This window comes from Streptomyces tauricus (assembly GCF_014650955.1).
In the GTDB taxonomy this organism is placed as follows: Bacteria; Actinomycetota; Actinomycetes; order Streptomycetales; family Streptomycetaceae; genus Streptomyces; species Streptomyces tauricus.
The window spans coordinates 1-15,706 of sequence record NZ_BMVY01000048.1 but is presented as its reverse complement, the minus strand read 5'-3'; the positions used below and the strand labels follow the sequence as shown (position 1 = coordinate 15,706).

Here is a 15,706-nt window from a genome sequence, read left to right as displayed (position 1 = left end):
GCGAACACACACATGGGTCAGTTAGTGTCACCGGATGCTCGATGCCACCACCCGCTCTGGGGGCACCGCCACGGTCTCTCCCCCGCTTTCCGCAACCGAACTCGTCCCCGTCGAGTTCACCGCCGCGCCGACAGGCCTGGCCGCCCGCGTCACGAGAGCCCTGTTCTCGCCGTGGGCCCGGCTCTCCCTGCTGGTGGCGCTGCTGCTGTCGGCCGCCGGGACGGTGCTGCTGTTCGAGCCACAGAGACTGCTCGCCGACGGCTGGCCGCCCCAGCTGACCGGCGCCGCGGCGGCCCTCGTCTTCGCGGTCGCGTACGGGCTGTGCACGGTGGCGTTCGTGCCCCGGCCGATCCTCAACCTCGGCGCGGGTGCCCTCTTCGGCTCGCAGCTGGGGCTCGGGGCGGCGCTCGCCGGTACGGTCCTCGGGGCCGGGCTCGCCTTCGGGCTCGGCCGGATGCTCGGGCAGGACGCGCTGCGTCCCCTGCTGCGCGGGCGCTGGCTGAAGGCCGCGGACGGGCAGCTCAGCCGGCACGGGTTCCGCTCGATGATGGCCGCGCGGCTGTTTCCCGGGGTGCCGTTCTGGGCCGCGAACTACTGTGCTTCCGTGTCGCGGATGGGCTGGTTCCCCTTCCTGCTCGCAACGGGTCTCGGCTCGATCCCCAACACCGCCGCGTACGCCGTCGCGGGCTCCCGCGCCTCCGCGCCGACCTCGCCGGCCTTCTTGATCGCCATGGCCTGCATCGCGCTCCCGGCACTGGCGGGAGCGATCGTGGCCTGGCGCAAGCGCCACCACTTGCGGGCCCGCTGAAGGATCGGGTGCGGGTCGGTCGGTGCTGAGTGCGCAGTTCCCCGCGCCCCTAAAGACGAAAAGCAGGGGCGCAGCCCCGCTTTTCAGGGGCGCGGGGAACGGCGCGGCCAGCACCGACCGACCCGCACCCGACAGCACACCGCGCACCGAGGGCTACACCCCTTCAAGCACCATCGCGTTAGCGAGACCCCCCGCCTCGCACATCGTCTGAAGCGCATACCGAGCCCCACGAACCCGCATCGCATGCACGAGCGTGGTCGTCAGCCGCGTACCACTCGCCCCGAGCGGATGCCCGATCGCGATCGCACCCCCATGGACGTTGACCTTGGAAAGGTCGGCCCCCGTCTCCTGCCCCCAGGCGAGGACAACGCTGGAGAACGCCTCGTTGACCTCGAAGAGGTCGATGTCGTCGAGCGTCAGCGACGCCTTGCGCAGCACCTTCTCCGTGGCGGGTATGACACCGGTCAGCATCAGCAGCGGATCGGACCCGGTGACGGCGAAGCTGTGCAGCCGGGCCAGCGGCCGAAGCCCCAGCCGCGCCGCGGTCTCGCTGGACGTGATCAGCACGGCCGAGGCGCCGTCGTTGACCGGGCTGGCGTTCCCCGCGGTGACGTTCCAGTCGATCTGCGGAAAGCGCTCCGCGAAGTTCGGGTCGTAGTAGGCCGGCTTGAGCCCGGCCAGCACCTCGACCGAGCTGCCGGGCCGCACGCACTCGTCGCGCGTCACCCCGTCCAGCGGCGCGACCTCGGCGTCGAAGAGCCCGCCCTCCCACGCCGCCGCGGCCCTGCGGTGGGACTCCACCGCGAAGGCGTCCAGCTGCTCGCGGGAGACCGACCACTTGGCCGCGATCAGCTCGGCGCTGATGCCCTGCGGGACGAGGCCCTCGGGGTACCGCTCGGCGACCCCGGGCCCGAAGGGGTCCTTGCCCTCCGGCACGTTCGACCACATCGGTACCCGGCTCATCGACTCCACCCCGCAGGCCACGACCAGGTCGTACGCCCCCGAGATGACGCCCTGCGCCGCGAAGTGCACGGCCTGCTGGGAGGACCCGCACTGGCGGTCCACCGTCGTCGCGGGCACCGACTCGGGGAAGCCCGCGGACAGGGCGGCGTACCGGGTGGTGTTCATGGCCTGCTCGCCGACCTGGTCGACGGTCCCGCCGATCACGTCGTCGATGAGCGCGGGGTCGACACCGGACCGCTCGACGAGCGTACGGAGGGTGTGGGCGAGGAGTTCCACGGGATGGACGTGGGCGAGCGAACCGTTCGGCTTGCCTTTGCCGATCGGGGTGCGTACGGCTTCGACGATGACTGCGTCACGCATGGTCTGGCCCCCTAGGAGACAGTTTCGGAGACTGTTTCGACGTCAGTGGGTTTGGTTTCCGAACTCGCTAAGTGACTCCACAGTAACCGAGTAAGTTGGAGGAACCAACCCACCCCGTAGAATGGATCGCATGAAGGACGCCCGCCCCTGTTCGATCGCCGGCACGCTCGCTCTCGTCGGCGAGAAGTACTCCCTGCTCGTGCTGCGCGAGGTGTCTCTGGGCGCCACCCGGTTCGACCAGCTGGTCCGCAACATCGGCGCTCCGCGCGACGTGCTGACGACCCGGCTGAAGCGGCTCGTCGAGGCGGGACTGCTGGAGAAGATCGCCTACAGCGACAAGCCGCCGCGCTTCGAGTACCGGCCCACCCGGGCCGGCCTGGATCTTGAGCCGGTGCTGCTCACGCTCATGGCGTGGGGCGACCGCCATCTCAACGACGGCGATCGCCCCATGGTGCTGGAACACTTCGGCGGCCCCGCACACGCCGGAGGACACGTCACCGGCCACGAACTGGTCCCGGTCGTCACCTGCGCGGAGTGCGGCGAGGAGGTCCGCCACGACGACCTGACGGCCCACCCGCTGGCCCCGGGCTGGACGGTCACGGGGCCCGCGGCGGCGGTCTGACCCGGACGGCGCCCATGGTGAGGCACCAGGGGCAGCCTGCCAGGACCGGCGTGGGGTGGCATACCTGGGCCCGCGTGCCAGGACCGACGCCACCTGGGCCCGCGTACCTGGGGTGACGTACCCCGGGCAGCCGCCTAGACCCCCCGGTACACGTCCAGCCGCCCGCACATGCCGAACTTCCCGTGCGCCGACGGCTGCTCGGCCCGCACGGCCGCGTCGGCCAGGTGGGAGACGTCTCCGCGCTCCAGCCGTTCGAGCTGCTCGCCCGTCGCCGCTGCCGCCGCCTCGGCTCCGCGCCGCCACCGCTCGCGCCACTCGGCGAGCCGGGGCTGTACGAGGGCCGCGGCGGCCCGGTGGAACGCGGCGAGCGGTTCGGGCCCGTCCGCCTCGCGCAGCGCGCGGTAGCCCTTCAGGGCGAGGTCGCGCCGGGCCCGGGCGATCCGCTCCTTCTCCGCCTCGGGCGCGTCCACCGGGATGACGGTCGCGGCGGCGTACGTCCGGGGGTCGGTCAGGTACTCGGGCGGCAGCGTGAGCACCGCGTCCCCCGCCTCCGGGAGCCCGCTGTTCTGCATGAGGACGGTGATGCGCAGGTCGTCCTCGTTGACGAGCCGGTGGATCGTGCCGGGCGTGAACCAGGCGACCGTGCCCGGCGTGAGCGGCGTGACGTCGTACCCGGAGGCCGTCAGGGTCTGCACCGCGCCCCGGCCGCCGGTGACGACGTACGCCTCCGAACAGGTCAGGTGGAGGTGGGGGGTGCCACCGCACACTCCGTCGTCGGCGGGCCAGTCGTAGACCGAGAGATGGGAGACGGCGACCCCACCGGGCAGACCCGCGAACCCCTCCGACGGCCCCGCGGGGCCCTCAGAGCCCTCGGAGCCCCCGGCCGCGCTCACCACGGGTGCTCCGCCAGGTACTTGGCGATCTCCTCGCGCTCCCAGACGCCGTCGGCGACGACGACGCGGTAACGGCGGGTGAGCGTGTCTCCCGGCGCGAGTTCCAGCTCGTCGAAGAAGGCGAAGGAGGGCGCGACGGCCGCGAAGGGTTCGTTGCGGACGAACCAGTGGGCCGGGTGGGCGCCGCCCTCGCCCGTGTGGTCGTTCTCCGGGGCGTGCGCGAAGACGAGCGTGGCGTGCCCGTCGGCGACGTCGTGCTCGGCGGAGTACGCGAGCCACGGGGCCTGCCGCCCCATCAGGCCGGGGCCCTCCGCGTCGGGGCCGATGATCCGCCCGTCCCGGAAGCCGCGCGGACCGCGCCAGAACAGACCGGTGTAGCCGGCCATCTCGCGCCCGGCCGTCGTGGGACTGCCGAACCGCAGGGGCTCGTCCCGGCGGTTGGTGACGGAGGTCGTCCAGGTCAGCGCCCATGAACCGGACGCCGGGTCCACGTCGCGCACCTCGACCCGGCGCTCCTCCTCCGCCCAGAGCGAGCCGTCGTACGGATGCCAGGTGAGCCGCTCGGCGATGACCGCGCCACCCGATCCCGTACCGTCCGCCTCGACCTGGTCGAACGCGACGTGCCGCATCGACCCGACGCGCTCGGGGAGTTCGAGATACCCCTCCCCGTGAACGTATGTGTTGCCGCCCCACAGGTTCGCCCCCGACAGATGCGAGGCGGTCATCTGCAGGCCCTTGTGCCAGCGGTGGTCGTTGGGCCGGTAGTCCGTGACAACGTTGCCCGCGAGCGTCCTGAGCGGATGCAGATACGGCTTCGGGGCCTCCCAGGGCGCCTCCGGACCGTACACATAGCTGAACAGCTCCACACCGGAGGTGGGTTCGGTGACCGTGACGCGGTCACCGTGGGCGTGGGCGATACGCAGTCCGTCGCGCAGGTCGTCGCGCTCGGCGTGGGACTTGCCGCCGGGTGCGCCGTGAGGTTTGCCGTCGGATTTGCCTTCGCCCGGGCCGCCTTGTGCGGTCATGCCGATACCTCCTCGTGCGTGGCGGGTGTCGCCGGTGTCGCGGGTGCCCAGCCGGGCGCGCCCCCGTGCAGGGCCGTGTAGTAGGGGTCGCCGGGGCCGATCTCGTCGGCGCGGACGGTCGTGTCCGTGAACGCCGACTTGTAGAGCGCGGTGATCAGTTCGAGGCTGGTGCGCCCGTCGGCTCCGCTGCTGCGCGGTCGCTCCCCCGCGCGCATGCTCCCGACGAGGTCACGCAGCTGGGCCAGGTGCGAACTGGGCACGTCCGCACCGAAGTCCCGCCACGCCGCCACGTCCTCGGACCGCGCGTCGGGCGCCGGGGTGATCCGCCAGTTGTCGTTGCTGTGCCCGTAGAGATGGGTCAGCTCGACCGTCGCGCGCTCGCAGTCGATCCGGATACGGCTGACCTCGTCCGGGCTGAGGACGCTGTTCACCACGGTCGCGAGGGCGCCGCTCTCGAAGCGCACGAGGGCGGTGGAGACGTCCTCCGTCTGCACGTCGTGCACCAGGCGTCCGGCCATGGCCCGCACCTCGCTCCACGGTCCGAGCAGATCGAGCAGGAGATCCATCTGGTGGATGCCGTGGCCCATGGCGGGACCGCCGCCCTCGGTCTCCCACTTACCGCGCCAGGGGACGGCGTAGTAGGCGGTGTCCCGGTACCAGGTGGTCTGGCAGTGCGCCACGAGGGGCCGCCCCATGGCCCGGTCGGCGATCAGACGGCGTACGTGCCGCGCGCCGGAGCCGAAGCGGTGCTGGAAGACGATGGAGGCGTACGGGCCGCCGTCGGCGCCCTCCTGAGCCTCCACGGCGTCGAAGTCGGCGAGGCTCGGCACGGGCGGTTTCTCGCACCACACCCAGGCACCGGCGCGCAGCGCGGCGACGGTCTGCTCGCGGTGCAGGGTCGGCGGGGTGCAGATGGAGACGAGGTCCGGGCGCTGTTCCGCCAGCATCCGGTCGAGATCGGTGTAGCCGTGCGGGACACCGCCGTCCGCGCAGAAGCGCCCGACCGCGTCGGCGTCGATGTCGACCGCGGCGACGATCTCCACCTCGCCCTCGGCGGCGAGCGCGGCGAGCGCGGGCAGATGGCTGCCGGAGGCGATGGCTCCGGTGCCGATGACGGCGGCCTTGATGCGGCGGCCGTCGAGCGGGACCGCGGCCCGCCTCTCGTACGGGGCGCTGCTCCGGCACTCCGTGCTCTCGTGGGCGATGTCCTCGTGCTCGTCGTGCTCGGTGTGCTCGGTCGTCTTGCTGGTGGTGGCGTCGCGGGCAGTACGCATGGACGGGATCAGCACTCCATCGGACGTGACAGCGGATCTGGCAGACGCCTGCCGTCACGGTGACCACGAGACGGTCCCGCGACAGCAAGCGCTTTCACTCCTCGCGGAAACGTAAGCGGCGCATCGTCGCGGGTCAACACCCTCGTCACCTCGTACGACCGCCTCTGGGGAGGCCCTGTGGTCGCACTGTCATCCGGGGGCGCTACGCTGCCCCGGACGCGCCTGATCACCGCAGACCACAACAGGGCACGTCCGTCCGCCCATTCGCTGCGCTCCCGCCATCAGCACTTGGATCACGTAACTTCATGTCTTGGTTTGAATCCCTCATCCTCGGACTCGTCCAGGGGCTGACCGAGTTCCTGCCCATCTCCTCCAGCGCGCACCTGCGGCTCACCGCGGCGTTCGCGGGCTGGAAGGACCCGGGAGCGGCCTTCACGGCGATCACGCAGATCGGCACGGAGATCGCGGTGCTGATCTATTTCCGCAAGGACATCGCACGGATCATCTCGGCCTGGTCCCGCTCGCTCGTGAACAAGGCGATGCGGAGCGACCACGACGCCCAGATGGGCTGGCTCGTGATCGTCGGCTCGATTCCGATCGGCGTGCTGGGCGTCACCCTCAAGGACCAGATCGAGGGGCCGTTCCGCGATCTGCGCATCACCGCGACCACGCTGATCGTGATGGGCATCATCCTGGGCGTGGCCGACCGGCTCGCGGCACGCGACGAGTCGGGCGGCAAGCACCGGGCCGCGGTCGAGCGCAAGACGCTCAAGGACCTGAGCGTGAAGGACGGCCTGATCTACGGCTTCTGCCAGGCGATGGCCCTCGTCCCCGGTGTGTCCCGCTCCGGCGCCACCATCAGCGGCGGCCTCCTCATGGGGTACACCCGCGAGGCCGCGGCGCGTTACTCGTTCCTGCTGGCCGTCCCCGCGGTGCTCGCCTCCGGCGTGTTCGAGCTGAAGGACGCCAGTGAGGGCGGCCATGTCTCCTGGGGCCCCACGATCTTCGCGACGGTCATCGCCTTCGTGGTCGGTTACGTGGTCATCGCCTGGTTCATGAAGTTCATCTCGACCAAGAGCTTCATGCCGTTCGTCTACTACCGCATCCTGCTCGGCATCCTGATCATCGTGCTCGTCAGCACGGGTGCGCTGAGCCCGCACGCGGCGGAGTCGTCGGGCTGACGCCCACGGCCGCGTACGTAGGTACGTAGAGGCACCAGAGGTACGTAGGTACGTAGGTACAGAGGTTCCGGACAGAACGAAGCCGCCCGCCTGATTCCCCCGTGGCGGGCGGCTTCGTGCTCGGTGTCCGGAGATCCGACGCGGCGGCGGCAACGTAAGTGTCCTGGGCCGCTGGACGACACCGGCCTGAGCCGGCGACGGGATTCGAACCCGCGTTTCCCTCTTTGCAGGAGAAGGAGCCGCTGCCTTCGCACCCGAACGTGCACGACGGTAGCGGGCGCGGCTCTCGCGGGCACCTGAATAAATCCCGGCCCCGCGCTCCCGGCCACTCGGCTCCTCGGTCGGCCGGCCTCTCGATCACTCGGTCACTCGGTCGGGAAGGGCTTCGCCCAGGGTTCGCGCTCGATCCGCAGCCCGTTGAGCACGTACGCGATGGTGCGGTACCAGCCCGCCAGGACCAGGAACTCCAAGGCCTCCTGTTCGCCGAGGTGGTCGCGCAGCGCGGCCCAGGCCTCGTCGCCGAGGCGGGACGTGTCGTGGAGCTGGTCGACGGCTTCCAGGAGCGCGCTCTGACGCGGCGTCCAGGCCGAGTCGTCCGGGGTGCCGGTCACGGTCAGGGAGACCTGCTCGGGAGTCAGGTCCGCGGCCTCGGCGTACGCCGTCATATGGGCACCCCACTCGTAGGCGCAGTCGCAGCGGGCCGCCACCCGGACGGTGACCAGTTCGCGGTCCGCGTCGGGGAGCAGGCCGTGGACGAGCAGGCCCGCGCCGAGCTCCCGCATACGGGAGGCGAGGTCCGGGTGGCGCTGCAGGACCTTGAAGAGCATCAGGGGTTCCACGGTGACGCCGGGTGGCATCCAGCGGCGTAAGGCGCGTTCGGACTCGGGATCGTAGGGCGGCGTGATGCCGTCGATGCGTTGCTTCATGCCTCCCGACTCTTGCGCTTCTGAATTAGAAGCGCAAGAGTCGGAACGCACAGGACGGCACGGCGAGTTGTCGGATCGGTGAGTCAACCGTTCGGGGAGGAGAGGGTTTGGGCACGACACCCCGTCCCGGCCGGCCGGTGCGCGGTTCGGACACCGGTCGTCCCGTGATGGCCGCGCTGGACCTCCTCGGCCGCCGCTGGACGCTCCGGGTGATCTGGGAGCTTCACCAGGGCGGCGCACCGGTCGGTTTCCGCGATCTCCAGCGGCGCTGCGACGCCATGTCCTCCAGCGTGCTGTCCACCCGTCTCGCCGAACTCCGCGAGGCGGGGATCGCCGCACCGACGGACGGGGCGACCTGGCACCTCACCCCGCTGGGCGACGACCTGGTGACGGCGATGGGCCCTCTGCTGGACTGGTCACACGCGTGGGCGGAGCGGCAGTGAGGCGTGCCCGCCGCCCCGCTTCCCCAACCCGGCGGCCCTGAAACGTTTATGCGTGACCAAGCACATACGGCATGGGTAGTCATCTGGTAGCGCACCGTCAGTCATTGGCCTTACGCTGATGCGCATGTCCACCAATACTCCGACCCCTGGTTCCGTGCGGTCAGCGGCCGCACTGAATGAGCAGATCCGAGCGTTATGGATACGTGCGGGCGGTTACCTCTCGCCCCAGGAGCGCGTCGAGTACGAGCTGCTGGTCGTGCAGTGGGCCGCGGCGGTACGCGAAGAGATCGTCGAAGCGGCGTGAACTCCGGGGCGCGCGCCGCCCGTTGAGACACCCCCGCGCCCCCTGCCCCTCCCCGCCTCTGCCGGCTACGGCCCGTTCCCCGTCCGGTGGCGCCCCGGCCGACCGCACGGCTCCCTCCGGCTCAGCGCTCCGGGCGCGTCCGCACGGCGGCCCCTGCTCAGCTCATCTTCCCGGCCACACGGCCCCTTCGCGGCCCGGCGCCCCCAGTCGGCCGCAGCGCCCTCGCCTCTCAGCCTCTCGATCCGCCGAACGGGCGCGACGGGCGTGATAGGCGTGATGGCCAGGACGACCAGGACGACCAGGACGACCAGGACGACCAGGAGCACCAAGTCGGCCAGGACGAGGGGGCGTTACAGCACTCGCGCCGACAGCGTCGGCTCCGTGCCGCCGGCTGCGGCGAGCACGTGGTCGCGGAAGCTGCGCGGCCCATGGCCGGTGAGGCGGCGGACCGTGTCGGTGATGCGGTCCTCGGCCCCTCGCGCGTTCGCGCGGTCCATGCCGGCGAGCATCGCGGCGTTCTCCAGCGGCATCGAAGCGGCCAGGTGATCCCGCATCTCCTCGTAGCTCAGCGGCCGGTGGGCGACCGCGCGCCCGGTCACCTCGGCGAGAACGGCCGCGACTTCGGTGTGACTCAGCGCCTCCGGACCGGTGATGACCAGGTCGGTGCCGGGCGCCCGTACATCCGTCAGCGCGTGCACGGCGACGGCCGCGATGTCGTCGGCGTCGACGAAGGCCACCCGGCCCTCGCCCGCCGCGGTCAGGATGACCCCCTCGGCACGGATACTCCGCGCGTGCATGTGGTCGCCGGTGAAGTTCTGCATGAACCAGGAGGGCCGCAGCACCGCCCACTCGTCGAACAGGCCGGGCAGAGCCTGGTGCACCTGCCCGACGGCGGGGCCGCCCGCGGGGATCGCGGAGGAGCTGAGGAGCACCGCTCGGCGCACCCCGGACGCACGCGCCCGCTCCAGGAAGGGCAGCATGACGTCGGCCGGGGTGGCGGAGTCCAGCGGCGCGACGAGGTACACGCGGTCCGCGCCGTCGAGCGCCCCCTCGTACGTCGCCGGGTCGTGCCAGTCGAAGCGGACGGCCTCCGCGCCCTCGACGGGCGTGGCACGCCGGCCCGCGGCCTTGACCCGGTGGCCCCTCGCAGTGAGGCGGGAGACCACGCGACTGCCGGTCGTGCCGGTGGCCCCGAGAACGAGGACCGCCGCGGAGGCGGAGGCGGGGTCGGTCATGGCAGTCGTGGCGCTCATCGGTCGCTCCGCGTGAAGTCGATCGCGTTGTCCTGGGAGACGGCGAGGGGGTTCCAGTAGTCGCGGTAGTGCGTGATGAGTCCGCCGGAGACCGTGACCACGGCGATGTAGGTCATGTCGAACGGCTTCCCCGACTCCACCACCCGCCCGATCCCGCGCATCTCCACCACGATCGTCCCCGGGGCGTCGGTCCGGTGGATCTTCACGTCGGGGAACTCGCGCAGGTCGATGTGGTCGGGATAGTGGCGCATGTAGTCGGCGACGGCCGCCTTGCCCTCCAGCCGCTTCGGCCACCCGTCGGGCGCGAAGGGGAACTCCAGGACGCCTTGCTCGTCCCAGAGACCGACCCAGGCGGGAATGTCCTTGTCGAGCAGCATCCGCAACCCCCGGCGGAACAGGCCTGACGGCCCCGCAGCCGCCTCCGTAGCCGTCTCGATAGCCGCCCCCGCAGCCGTCTCCGCAGGGGTATCCGTAGCCGTGGTCGCACTCGTCGTTGGGGTCCCGGTCGTGGTCATGAGGGTTTCCTCCGATACGATGCGGACCGGCGGTCCGCTTGAGTTCGACTATACGGACCCGCGGTCCGCTTATGCAACCAACCCATGGATCCCACGCGACCCACGGCCCCCGGAGGAACCCGTGCCCGAACGCAAGCCCCGCGCGGACGCCGTACGCAACCGGGAAGCCGTCCTCGCTGCGGCCGACCGGCTCTTCGCCCGCAGCGACAGCCCCGAGCACGTGTCCATGGCCGACATCGCGGCCGAGGCGGGCGTCGGCAAGGGCACGCTCTTCCGCGGCTTCGGCGACCGCACCGGTCTGATCCGGGCGCTCCACGAGACCCGGCTGGAACCGATCCGCCAGGCGGTCGTGGACGGCCCGCGCCCCCTCGGACCCGGCACCCCGCCGGCCGAGCGCGCGCCCGCGCTGCTGGACGCCCTCCTGTGCTTCAAGCTCGACCATCGCCACCTCTCGCTGGCCCTGGAGGAGGCGGGCAGCGGCAGCCCCTACGGCGCCGGGCACTACGACTGGTGGCACGACACCCTCCGTGGCGTCCTGGAGGACCTTCCCGGGTTCGGCGACGGCGACTTCGCCGCCCACGCGCTGCTCGCCGCGGTCCGCGCCGACCTCGTCGACCATCTGGTGGACCGCCACGGCGCCTCCCGCGAACGGCTCCGGGCGGAACTGGCCGCTTACACCGCGAAGCTCCTGCACGGCTCGTACCAGGACGTCCGTACAGCGCACGCCGGGTGAATATCCCTGCACGCCCCTTGGCGCGCTCCTCCCCGTGGCCAACACTGAGCCGATGACGCAGCGTGTGGAACTGGCGACGGTGATGGACCGGCTCGCGGTCGACGAGGTGGTCACCGAATACGCGGTGGCGGTCGACGACGGGGACTGGGAGGCGTACCGGCGGCTGTTCGCGCCGGACGGACGGGCGGACTACCGGTCCGCGGGCGGTGTCGAGGGGGACGCCGGGGAGATCGCCGCATGGCTCTCGAAGACCATGGAACTGTTCCCGATGCGGCAGCATCTGATCGTCAACCGGCGGGTGCGCTTCGGCCTGCTGGAGCAGGACAGCGGTGACACCGCCCGGGTCCAGGCCGACTACGTCAACCCGATGCGCTTCGCGGGACAGGACGGCGCCGCCACCGAGCCCGACTTCGTGTGCGGCGGCCGGTACGACTTCGGGCTGCTGCGGACGGCCGACGGCTGGCGGCTGCGTGAGGTGGTCGTGCGCGAGAAGTGGCGCAGGACCGCGCCACGGCACCAGGAGCCGGCCGCTCCTTGACGCGGGACGGCCGTCCGGGCGCAGCCCGGTATGTTGATCGTTTCGGCGCCCGCACACGGGACACACTGGAGTCACTGAAGCCGTTGGCTCGCTGAGTCACGCACCGTACGTCGAGGGGCCGCGGGAGGCGCTGGATGAACCTGTCCGCCACGGACCGGGGCGAAGGTCTCGGCTCACGCCTCGGCCCGCGTTTCGGCTCCCGTCTCGACTCTCCGTGGTGGCGCGGCGCGACGGCCGCGCTCGCCGGCGCGCTGCCGATGCTGAGCTTCCCCGCGCCGTCCCTGTGGTGGTTCGCCTACGTGGCGCTGGTGCCGTGGATCCTGCTCGTGCGCTCGGCTCCGACGGGGCGGCGCGCGGCGTACGACGGCTGGCTCGGCGGGCTCGGTTTCATGCTGGCCGTGCACCACTGGCTGCTGCCGAGCCTGCATGTCTTCACGCTCGTGATAGCGGCGCTGCTGGGCGCGCTGTGGGCTCCCTGGGGCTGGCTGGTACGCAGGTTCCTGGCCGGTGCGCCCTCGCCGGGCCGTGTGCTGGCCGCCCTGTTCGTGCTGCCCTCCGGCTGGCTGATGGTCGAACTCGTACGCTCCTGGGAGGGGTTGGGCGGTCCCTGGGGTCTGCTCGGGTCGAGCCAGTGGGAGGTGGCGCCCGCGCTGCGGCTCGCCTCGGTCGGCGGGGTGTGGCTGCTGAGCTTCCTGCTCGTCGCCGTGAACGTGGCGGTCGCCGTCCTCGTCGCCGTGCGCTCCTCCCGTGTCCCGGCTCTCGCCGGGCTCGTCGCGACGGCCGCGGCCACCTCGGCGGTCTGGGTCTGGTCGCCCCGGCCTCAGGAGGACGGCGAGCGGGCCAGGATCGCCGTCGTGCAGCCCGGTGTGATCAACGGCATCGGCGGTCCGGAGAAGCGGTTCGCGCGCGAGGAGGCGCTCACCAGGAAGCTGGCCGGGCAGGGTGTCGACCTGGTCGTGTGGGGCGAGAGCAGTGTCGGTTTCGACCTCGCCGACCGTCCCGACCTCGCGGACCGGCTCGCCGCTCTCTCCCGCGAGGTCGGCGCCGACATCGTCGTCAACGTCGACGCGCGCCGGTCGGACCGGCCGGGCATCTACAAGAGTTCCGTACTCGTGGGTCCGCAGGGCCCGACCGGTGACCGCTACGACAAGATGCGGCTCGTGCCCTTCGGCGAGTACGTTCCGGCGCGCTCGCTCCTCGGCTGGGCGACCTCCGTGGGCAAGGCGGCGGGCGAGGACCGTATGCGCGGCACCGAGCAGGTCGTGATGACCGTCGGCGACGGGCTCAAGGTGGGCCCGATGGTCTGCTTCGAGTCGGCGTTCCCCGACATCAGCCGGCATCTCGCGCGCGACGGCGCCGACGTGCTGCTCGCGCAGTCTTCGACGTCGTCGTTCCAGAGCAGCTGGGCCCCCGAGCAGCACGCCTCGCTGGCGGCGCTGCGGGCCGCCGAGACGGGCCGGCCGATGGTCCACGCGACGCTCACCGGAGTCTCGGCGGTCTACGGCCCGGACGGCGGGCGCGTCGGCTCCTGGCTCGGCACCGACGCGAGCACGTCCGCCGTGTACGAGGTACCGCTGGCGCACGGCGTCACCCCGTACGCGCGGTTCGGCGAGTGGCCCGTGTACGCGGCCCTGCTGATCCTGGGCGCGCTGGGCGTCACCGAGGGCGTACGGGCGCTGCGGCTCAGGCGGACCGGCCGGAGCGCTCCGTCACCGCGTGCACCACACGCTCGCACAGTTCGTGAGTCGCCAGCGCGTCCCGGGCGCTGAGGACCTTGCCCGCGCGGACGGCGTCGAGGAAGGCGAGCACGGCCTGCTCGATGCCGCGCTGCCGTGCCACCGGCACCCAGTCGCCGCGCCGCCGGACCGACGGCTGGCCCTTGTGGTCGACGATCTCGGAGAGGTTGACCACCTGACGCTTGGTGTCCTGCCCGGACACCTCCAGGATCTCCTCGGCGGAACCGCTCAGCCTGTTCATCACGCCGAGGGCCGTGAACCCGTCCCCGGCCAGCTGGAGTACGACGTGGTGCAGGAGCCCTTCCTCGACGCGGGCCCGCACGGTGACGTCGTCGACCGGGCCGGGCACCAGGAACCGCAGGGTGTCCACGACGTGGATGAAGTCGTCGAGGATCATCGTGCGGGGCTGTTCCGGCAGGCCGACGCGGTTCTTCTGCATCAGGATCAGCTCACGCGGGTGCTCGACGCACTGCGCGTACGCAGGTGCGTGACGGCGGTTGAAGCCGACGGCCAGGCTGGTGTTCCGCTCCTCCGCGAGCCGTACCAGGCGCTCGGAGTCGGCGAAATCGTACGCGATCGGCTTGTCGACGTACGTCGGGACGCCCGCTTCGAGCAGCCGGCCCACGATCTCGGGGTGGGCGTGCGTGGGGGCGTGCACGAACGCCGCGTCGAGGCCCTGCGCGAGCAGTCCGTCGAGGTCCGTGTGGAGCCGTCCGGCCGGCACGTGCAGGCTGTCGCCGACCCGGGTGAGGGTCGCGGGCGTCCGCGTGTGCAGGTGCAGTTCGAGCCCCGGGCGGGTGGCGAGCACCGGCAGGTACGCCTTCAGCGCGATGTCGCCGAGTCCGATGCAGCCGACCTTCACGGGGATCTCCTCCAGGGGAACACGGGTCCGGCGCACGCTCACGCCCACGTCGTCGGAAGCATACGGCGACGGCGGCGGCCCCATGGCCAGGACGTTTACACCAGGGGCAGCTCGGCGAGCAGCACGGCGTGCAGCGGGGAGTCCGGGAAGGGCCGGCGCTCCCCGGCCTTCCGGAAACTCCAGTCCTCTTACAGTGCCTGGACGCGGGGGTGCTCGACGGCACGAAATCGGGTGGGTGCGAAATCGGGTGGGTGCGAAATCGGGTGGGCCGGGGCGTGGGTCGTCCGCGATGATGCGGTCATGACGATCGAACGCAAGGGACCCGCGACGGACGCCGGCGAGCGCGCCATGCTGGAGGGCTGGCTGGACTACCACCGCCAGACCCTCGCCTGGAAGTGCGAGGGCCTGGACGACGCCCAGCTCAGGACGGCCGCGGTACCGCCCTCCGAACTGTCCCTTCTCGGTCTCGTCCGGCACATGGCGGACGTGGAACGCAGCTGGTTCCGCAAGGTCTTGGTGGGCGACGACCCCGGGCCGCTCTACTACAGCGACGAGGACCGGGACGGCGAGTTCCATCTCACCGAGGCGGACACCTGGGAGGAGGCGTACGCCACCTGGCAGGGCGAGATCGAGGTCGCCCGCCGCAACGCGGCGCGTCTCGGCCTGGACGACCTGTCCGAGGGCAGGAGCAGGTTCACCGACAAGCCCTTCAACCTGCGGTGGATCTACACCCACATGATCGAGGAGTACGCGCGCCACAACGGCCACGCCGACCTGATCCGCGAGCGCGTCGACGGGGCGACCGGCGACTGAGGGTCGACCGGCGGCTGAGGGGCGTCCGGCGGCCAGCAACGCCACGTGGGCTTTCACCCGTGCGGGGCATCCTCCGCTCGTCAGCTCCCCAAATCGTGGCGGAGACAGCAGAGTTGCGCGGGTGCATCGAACCGCGACCACCGCAACGCTCCTGGTCACCGTGGCCGTCTCGGCGGTCTCAGCCGTCTCCGGCTGTGTGACCGTCCAGCGAACGCCTTCGCCCGCCCCGCCGTCCGTCCCGCCCCCGGTGTCGGAGCCGCGCCCGGACGGCAGGGCCGAGGAACGGGTCGTACAGGCCCCGGCCCGCGAGGCCCTGGAACTCATCGGGCCGTCCCGCCGCCCTTCGGTGCCCGCGTCCGCACCGGCCCGCACCACTCCCGCGAACGCCGCCGGTCCCGGCGCCGCCCCGGCGGACCGCCCCCGGCACGCCCCCGCCGAACCGCCTCGGCGCCCGGAG

General features: G+C 71.7%; 18 protein-coding genes and 1 pseudogene. 10 read left to right on the top strand and 9 right to left on the bottom strand.

The genetic code is table 11. From position 1 onward, the window contains the following. Nucleotides 1-34 precede the first annotated feature (34 nt). The gene (locus IE278_RS38290; protein WP_189779619.1) at nt 35-808 is read left to right on the top strand and encodes a TVP38/TMEM64 family protein; all 774 of its coding nucleotides are present in this window, start codon (nt 35-37) and stop codon (nt 806-808) included. Between the two features lie 153 nt (nt 809-961). On the opposite strand, the gene IE278_RS38285 is transcribed toward IE278_RS38290, so the two are convergent. Then, on the bottom strand, nt 962-2,131 hold the full coding sequence (locus tag IE278_RS38285) for a thiolase family protein (RefSeq protein WP_189779618.1): 1,170 nt from the start codon (nt 2,129-2,131) through the stop codon (nt 962-964). Between the two features lie 121 nt (nt 2,132-2,252). On the opposite strand from IE278_RS38285, the gene IE278_RS38280 reads away from it, so the two are divergent. Continuing rightward, on the top strand, nt 2,253-2,753 hold the full coding sequence (locus tag IE278_RS38280) for a winged helix-turn-helix transcriptional regulator (protein ID WP_189779617.1): 501 nt from the start codon (nt 2,253-2,255) through the stop codon (nt 2,751-2,753). Between the two features lie 134 nt (nt 2,754-2,887). Here the strand turns inward: IE278_RS38280 and IE278_RS38275 are convergent, their stop codons facing one another. From IE278_RS38275 to IE278_RS38265, 3 genes are read right to left on the bottom strand one after another with little or no spacing between them, the layout of a single operon-like run. Then, nucleotides 2,888-3,646 (bottom strand): cupin domain-containing protein, encoded by a 759-nt coding sequence (locus IE278_RS38275; protein WP_373312211.1) that lies wholly within the window; start codon nt 3,644-3,646, stop codon nt 2,888-2,890. Continuing rightward, nucleotides 3,643-4,671 (bottom strand): DUF6807 domain-containing protein, encoded by a 1,029-nt coding sequence (locus IE278_RS38270; protein WP_189779616.1) that lies wholly within the window; start codon nt 4,669-4,671, stop codon nt 3,643-3,645. Before IE278_RS38270 ends, IE278_RS38275 begins: the two co-directional genes overlap by 4 nt. Further along, on the bottom strand, nt 4,668-5,945 hold the full coding sequence (locus tag IE278_RS38265) for a Gfo/Idh/MocA family protein (protein ID WP_189779615.1): 1,278 nt from the start codon (nt 5,943-5,945) through the stop codon (nt 4,668-4,670). The genes IE278_RS38270 and IE278_RS38265 overlap by 4 nt, the downstream gene beginning before the upstream one ends. A 305-nt stretch (nt 5,946-6,250) precedes the next feature. Here IE278_RS38265 and IE278_RS38260 point away from each other — a divergent pair, with 305 nt between their 5' ends. Further along, a complete protein-coding gene (locus tag IE278_RS38260) occupies nt 6,251-7,126 on the top strand; it encodes an undecaprenyl-diphosphate phosphatase (RefSeq protein WP_189779614.1) in 876 nt (291 codons plus the stop codon). A 365-nt stretch (nt 7,127-7,491) separates the two neighbouring features. Here IE278_RS38260 and IE278_RS38255 read toward each other — a convergent pair whose 3' ends face one another. Beyond that, complete coding sequence (locus tag IE278_RS38255) at nt 7,492-8,052, bottom strand: carboxymuconolactone decarboxylase family protein (protein ID WP_189779613.1); 561 nt, start codon at nt 8,050-8,052, stop codon at nt 7,492-7,494. Nucleotides 8,053-8,219: 167 nt separating this feature from the next. On the opposite strand from IE278_RS38255, the gene IE278_RS38250 reads away from it, so the two are divergent. Together IE278_RS38250 and IE278_RS38245 are read left to right on the top strand one after the other, a co-directional pair. Further along, nucleotides 8,220-8,495: a winged helix-turn-helix transcriptional regulator gene (locus IE278_RS38250; protein WP_189779645.1), complete on the top strand. Its 276-nt coding sequence runs from the start codon at nt 8,220-8,222 to the stop codon at nt 8,493-8,495. A gap of 124 nt (nt 8,496-8,619) precedes the next feature. Further along, the gene (locus IE278_RS38245) at nt 8,620-8,799 is read left to right on the top strand and encodes a hypothetical protein (protein WP_189779612.1); all 180 of its coding nucleotides are present in this window, start codon (nt 8,620-8,622) and stop codon (nt 8,797-8,799) included. A gap of 350 nt (nt 8,800-9,149) precedes the next feature. Here the strand turns inward: IE278_RS38245 and IE278_RS38240 are convergent, their stop codons facing one another. After that, nucleotides 9,150-10,052, bottom strand: coding sequence for an NAD(P)H-binding protein (locus IE278_RS38240; RefSeq protein WP_246571435.1), 903 nt, complete (start codon nt 10,050-10,052; stop codon nt 9,150-9,152). After that, nucleotides 10,049-10,567 (bottom strand): nuclear transport factor 2 family protein, encoded by a 519-nt coding sequence (locus tag IE278_RS38235; RefSeq protein WP_189779611.1) that lies wholly within the window; start codon nt 10,565-10,567, stop codon nt 10,049-10,051. Before IE278_RS38235 ends, IE278_RS38240 begins: the two co-directional genes overlap by 4 nt. Nucleotides 10,568-10,688: 121 nt before the next feature. Between IE278_RS38235 and IE278_RS38230 the strand changes: the two genes are divergently transcribed. From IE278_RS38230 to lnt, 3 genes are all read left to right on the top strand, one after another. After that, nucleotides 10,689-11,300, top strand: a complete 612-nt coding sequence (locus IE278_RS38230; protein WP_189779610.1) for a TetR/AcrR family transcriptional regulator — start codon at nt 10,689-10,691, stop codon at nt 11,298-11,300. Between the two features lie 52 nt (nt 11,301-11,352). Beyond that, on the top strand, nt 11,353-11,838 hold the full coding sequence (locus IE278_RS38225; RefSeq protein ID WP_189779609.1) for a nuclear transport factor 2 family protein: 486 nt from the start codon (nt 11,353-11,355) through the stop codon (nt 11,836-11,838). 134 nt (nt 11,839-11,972) lie between these two features. Further along, nucleotides 11,973-13,607 carry an apolipoprotein N-acyltransferase gene (lnt, locus tag IE278_RS38220; RefSeq protein ID WP_189779608.1) on the top strand — a complete coding sequence of 545 codons (1,635 nt, stop codon included), beginning with the start codon at nt 11,973-11,975 and terminating at the stop codon, nt 13,605-13,607. Here the strand turns inward: lnt and IE278_RS38215 are convergent. Together IE278_RS38215 and IE278_RS42680 are read right to left on the bottom strand one after the other, a co-directional pair. Next, entirely contained in the window at nt 13,522-14,436 is a 915-nt protein-coding gene (locus IE278_RS38215) for a Gfo/Idh/MocA family protein (RefSeq protein ID WP_189779643.1), read from the bottom strand. The genes lnt and IE278_RS38215 overlap by 86 nt on opposite strands. A gap of 95 nt (nt 14,437-14,531) precedes the next feature. After that, nucleotides 14,532-14,651 (bottom strand): annotated as a pseudogene (locus IE278_RS42680) (GNAT family N-acetyltransferase); the annotation flags it as partial. Between the two features lie 85 nt (nt 14,652-14,736). Between IE278_RS42680 and IE278_RS38210 the strand changes: the two are divergent. Together IE278_RS38210 and IE278_RS38205 are read left to right on the top strand one after the other, a co-directional pair. After that, on the top strand, nt 14,737-15,249 hold the full coding sequence (locus IE278_RS38210; protein ID WP_189779607.1) for a DinB family protein: 513 nt from the start codon (nt 14,737-14,739) through the stop codon (nt 15,247-15,249). Nucleotides 15,250-15,370: 121 nt separating this feature from the next. Then, on the top strand, nt 15,371-15,706 hold a 336-nt coding region (locus tag IE278_RS38205), incomplete at its 3' end, for a hypothetical protein (protein WP_246571432.1).